Annotated in this window: 5 protein-coding genes; 4 read left to right on the forward strand and 1 reads right to left on the reverse strand. The window is 40.0% G+C overall.

Annotated features, from left to right (window positions below):
- The 4 genes from Q0039_RS05695 to Q0039_RS05710 all read left to right on the forward strand — a co-directional run.
- Nucleotides 1-375 (forward strand): T9SS type A sorting domain-containing protein (locus Q0039_RS05695; RefSeq protein ID WP_297510431.1); only part of this gene is annotated, 375 nt, incomplete at its 5' end.
- Nucleotides 376-473: 98 nt separating this feature from the next.
- Nucleotides 474-2,378 carry a S9 family peptidase gene (locus tag Q0039_RS05700; RefSeq protein WP_297510434.1) on the forward strand — a complete coding sequence of 635 codons (1,905 nt, stop codon included), beginning with the start codon at nt 474-476 and terminating at the stop codon, nt 2,376-2,378.
- Between the two features lie 38 nt (nt 2,379-2,416).
- Nucleotides 2,417-2,710 (forward strand): nucleotidyltransferase domain-containing protein, encoded by a 294-nt coding sequence (locus Q0039_RS05705; RefSeq protein WP_297510437.1) that lies wholly within the window; start codon nt 2,417-2,419, stop codon nt 2,708-2,710.
- The gene (locus Q0039_RS05710; protein ID WP_297510441.1) at nt 2,700-3,050 is read left to right on the forward strand and encodes a DUF86 domain-containing protein; all 351 of its coding nucleotides are present in this window, start codon (nt 2,700-2,702) and stop codon (nt 3,048-3,050) included. Before Q0039_RS05705 ends, Q0039_RS05710 begins: the two co-directional genes overlap by 11 nt.
- Before the next feature lie 398 nt (nt 3,051-3,448).
- On the opposite strand, the gene ahcY is transcribed toward Q0039_RS05710, so the two are convergent.
- Nucleotides 3,449-4,765, reverse strand: coding sequence for an adenosylhomocysteinase (ahcY, locus tag Q0039_RS05715; protein WP_297510445.1), 1,317 nt, complete (start codon nt 4,763-4,765; stop codon nt 3,449-3,451).
- Between the last annotated feature and the right edge of the window lie 155 nt (nt 4,766-4,920).

Consider the following 4,920-nt stretch of genomic DNA (forward strand, 5'->3'; position numbering starts at 1 on the left):
ATTCCAACAACAGCTGCTTTGGGTACAACGCGTATGCGTGTTTCCATGAAATACAATGCGGTACCAACGGCTTGTGAGATTTTCGCTTTAGGTCAAGTAGAAGATTATACAGTGAATATTACAGCTACAGCTCGAGAAGAAGAAAGTAATATGCTAACTTTTAACCTGTATCCTAACCCGGTTAAAGAAGTTTTAAACATTTCAGAGATTACTTCAGTTTCGTCCTATAGAATCTTCAATATGATGGGTCAAGAAATGCAACGTGGTACGACTTCGGGAGAAGGAATAGAAGTGATTAGTTTGGCTCCTGGAACCTACTTAATCGAAGTAAGCAATGCTAATAGTAGTGCTACAAAACGATTTATCAAACAATAATATCCGTTTTTCAATACCAAAAAGACCACTCTTCGGAGTGGTTTTTTTATTACTTTTAGGGCGGAATCTTCATTCCTTTAAACTAAATGTCACGAATTATGAATAAAAAAATTGGAATTGTAATCCTGAGTCTTATTAGTGTTGCAGTAACTGCGCAAACCCTAACCCCCGAAATGCTTTGGAAGTTGGGTCGCGTGTCCGTTTTAGGTTTAACTAAAGATGGACAAACCATCGTGTATAAAGTATCCACACCTTCGGTAGACGAGAATAAATCGTCATCAAAATATTATACGGTTCCCGTTTCGGGTGGAGCCGCTACTGAAGTTCAAAATGCGGAGGCGCTTGTGGCCAACCGTAATGTATCTCCCAATGGGAAGTATGTATTGTCTTCGCAAGAAACCAAAGTCGAAAAAGTGTTGGGGAAAGATTTTTATCCCGAATTGGAAAAGTCTTCGGCTCAAGTGTATAACGGACTCGATTACCGCCATTGGGATACTTGGAACGATGGGACACACAACCACGTCTATTTTGCCGATGCCAATAATCCCAAAGCAACGCCGGTTGATATCATGGCAGGGGAGCCTTTTGACTCTCCCCAAAAGCCACACGGTGGGGAAGAAGACTATATTTGGTCGCCCAACAACACCATCATTTATGTGTGTAAAAAGAAAGCGGGAACGGCCTATGCGATTTCGACCAATACCGATTTGTACGAGTACAACATCGAAACCAAATCGACACGCAATTTAACCGAAAGCAACTTAGGCTACGATACCAATCCCGCCTTTTCAACACAAGGTGTTTTGGCGTATTTACAAATGCAACGCGACGGATATGAAGCCGATAAAAATGATATCATCATTCGTGTTAATGACCAAGTGAAAGTAAATCTAACCGCTGCTTGGGATGGAAGCGTTGATAGTTTCCTATGGGCACCCGATGGTAAAAAGATTTATTTTGTGGCCGCTATTGACGGTACGAAACAATTGTTTGAAGTCAATAATCCTGGGCTGACCAAAATAGCCATTACTGTAAAACAAATTACCAACGGCGATTTTGATGTGGCTGATATCGTTGGATTTTCAGGGAGCAAAGTAATTGTAACCCGCACCGATATGAATCATGCTGCTGAAGTGTATACCTATGATTTAAAATCGAAAGCGTGGAATCAAATTACGCATGTGAATGATGCGACGTATGCAAGTTTGAATTTGCCCAAATACGAGCGCCGTTATGTAACAACTACCGATAATAAGAAAATGTTGGTTTGGGTGATTTTGCCGCCCAACTTTGATGCGACAAAGAAATACCCAACCTTATTGTATTGCCAGGGCGGACCCCAGTCGCCGTTGACGCAGTCGTATTCCTTCCGATGGAATTTTTCCTTAATGGCATCACAAGGCTATATTGTAGTGGCACCCAACCGTCGTGGAATGCACGGTCATGGTGTGGCATGGAACGAACAAATCTCTAAAGATTGGGGCGGTCAAGTAATGCAAGATTATTTGTCGGCGATTGATGATGTTTCGAAAGAAGCCTATGTCGACAAAGCCCGTTTGGGCGCGATAGGGGCGAGTTATGGTGGCTATTCGGTGTTTTATTTGGCGGGTATCCACAACAACCGTTTCAAAACCTTTATTTCCCATTGTGGAGTTTTCAATTTAGAAAGTATGTACGGCACCACTGAAGAAGTGTTTTTCAACAATTGGGATCATGGTGGACCCTATTGGGAGAAAGACAATGCCGTGGCGCAAAAAACCTTCAGTCAGTTTAACCCGATTAATTTCGTGAACAACTGGAACACGCCGATTTTAATTATTCAAGGCGGAAAAGATTACCGCGTGCCGATTGGACAAGGACAAGAAGCCTTCCAAGCAGCTCAGTTGAAAGGAATCAAGAGTCGGTTCTTGTATTTCCCTGATGAAAACCACTGGGTGCTAAAACCCCAAAATGCTATAGTTTGGCAACGTGAATTTTACAAATGGTTGAAAGAGACTCTATAGATGCTTTTTTTGATTAATTTTGTTGAAATAGTTTAAAGATGAGTCTTAATAGCAATCAAATCAATATTATACGGGATTTTTTTTCGAAGCAACCTGTTTTGAAAGCTTATCTTTTTGGTTCTTATAGTAAAGATTTAGAAAATGATACTAGCGATATTGATTTGTTGGTAGAGTTGGATTATTCGCAGCCTATTGGATTAGAATTTATTCAGATGCAATTGGATTTACAAGAACTACTGTCCAAAAAAGTGGATTTGATTTCTGAACGCGGTTTGTCAAAATACATCAAGCCAATAGTAGATAAAGAAAAGAAGTTAATTTATGCAAGATAGATTAGGTGATAAAGTGCGATTGCTTCATGTCTTGGATGCAATAACTGAAATTGAAAATTATTTGCAAGATACCGATTTAGCGCATTTTGTAAAAAATTCTATGATGTTTAATGCAACCTTAAGACAGCTTGAAATTATTGGCGAGGCTTGTAATAGATTATCACAAAATTTACTTTTAAATCATCCAGAAATACCCTGGGCGAGAATCATTGGATTACGAAATTTAGTTATTCATGAATATTTTGGTATCGATGATTTCACGATTTGGAATGTAATTAAAATAAATTTACCCGAATTGAAAGTTAACGTTCAAGCCATTTTGGACAACGATGAATTTTAATAGGGCAATGCCATCGTATTGACAAAATGAATTTGACAAAGGGTTGAAAGAAACCTTATAATAGAAAAGCCAGTGTTTTGCACTGGCTTTCTCTTTTCTCTTTTCTCTTCCTTCTTTTTCTTTCCTCTTTCTTCTTTTCTCTTTCCTCTTTCTTCTTCTTAGCTCACCCTGCGTTAAGGATTGAAGCGGCATCCTCCCGATCCTTCGGGAGATACAGCGGAAAGCCTGACCCCGATAGCTCAACTCGAAATTTTAGCCGTATTCCTCATCGGGGGAACGCCATAAAAAAAGTCGTCTCCATGAAGAAACGACTTTTGATTATTTTGAATTTTGTATTCTAAATTTTAAATATTAGCGACTAAAGTCCAACGTCTAAAGTCCAAAGACTAACGTCTAGACTAGTATCTATAGTACTCAGGTTTATAAGGACCTTCCACTTGAACACCAATGTATTCGGCCTGACTTGGATCTAATACTTCCAATTCAACCCCTAATTTCGCTAAGTGTAACGCGGCTACTTTTTCATCCAAATGTTTCGGCAACATATACACTTCATTTTTATAGTTGGCACTGTTGTTCCACAATTCGATTTGTGCAAGCGTTTGGTTGGTAAACGAGTTACTCATTACAAAACTTGGGTGACCGGTAGCACAACCTAAGTTTACTAAACGACCTTCGGCCAAGATGATGATATCGTTACCGTTTACGTTGTATTTATCCACTTGAGGTTTGATTTCGATTTTTGTATCGCCGTGGTTTGCGTTCAACCATGCCATGTCGATTTCGTTATCAAAGTGACCGATATTACATACAATCGTTTTGTCTTTCATGTTCTCGAAGTGACGACCTACTACGATGTCTTTGTTTCCTGTAGTCGTGATCACGATATCGGCTGTAGCGATAACGGTATCTAATTTTTTCACTTCAAATCCGTCCATTGCTGCTTGTAATGCACAGATGGGGTCGATTTCAGTCACGGTTACGATTGAACCTGCACCACGGAACGAAGCCGCTGTACCTTTACCTACGTCACCGTATCCACAAACTACTACGCGTTTCCCAGCCAACATAATATCGGTAGCACGACGAACGGCATCTACCGCTGATTCTTTACAGCCGTATTTGTTATCAAATTTCGACTTCGTTACCGAGTCGTTTACATTGATAGCAGGCATGTGTAAGGTACCATTTTTCATACGCTCATACAAACGGTGAACTCCGGTAGTCGTTTCTTCAGATAACCCTTTGATACCACCGATTAACTCTGGGTAACGGTCGAAAACCATATTGGTTAAATCCCCACCATCATCCAAAATCATGTTTAACGGTTGACGATCTTCACCAAAGAATAAGGTTTGTTCAATACACCAGTCGAATTCTTCTTCGTTCATACCTTTCCATGCATATACAGGGATACCCGCAGCAGCAATAGCTGAAGCCGCGTGATCTTGTGTAGAGAAAATATTACAAGACGACCAAGTCACTTCTGCTCCTAACGCTTTTAAGGTTTCGATCAAAACCGCTGTTTGAATCGTCATGTGCAAACATCCAGCGATACGCGCCCCTTTCAAGGGTTGCGATGCGCCGTATTCTTCACGCAATGCCATTAATCCAGGCATCTCAGCTTCTGCCAATTCAATTTCTTTACGTCCCCAGGCTGCAAGGGAAATGTCTTTTACTTTGTACGCCACGTAAGGCACAGTTTTCGTACTCATGTATTGTGTATATTTGTGTTTATAATTGAGGGTGCAAAATTACAAACTAAGTTTCTAAATAAAAAACTTTAATGTAATTTTATGAATCGTTAATCCGATTTAACCCGCTAAGAATCAGAAAAATAATAATGAGCTATTTCCCGCTATCCGTTGCA

This window comes from Flavobacterium sp. (genome assembly GCF_027484945.1).
Classification (GTDB): Bacteria; Bacteroidota; Bacteroidia; order Flavobacteriales; family Flavobacteriaceae; genus Flavobacterium.

Coding starts and splice junctions, on each gene's coding strand:
- Q0039_RS05700 (WP_297510434.1), top strand. CDS start 474: ATGAATAAAAAAATTGGAATTGTAATCCTGAGTCTTATTAGTGTTGCA.
- Q0039_RS05710 (WP_297510441.1), top strand. CDS start 2,700: ATGCAAGATAGATTAGGTGATAAAGTGCGATTGCTTCATGTCTTGGAT.
- Q0039_RS05705 (WP_297510437.1), top strand. CDS start 2,417: ATGAGTCTTAATAGCAATCAAATCAATATTATACGGGATTTTTTTTCG.
- ahcY (WP_297510445.1), bottom strand. CDS start 4,765: ATGAGTACGAAAACTGTGCCTTACGTGGCGTACAAAGTAAAAGACATT.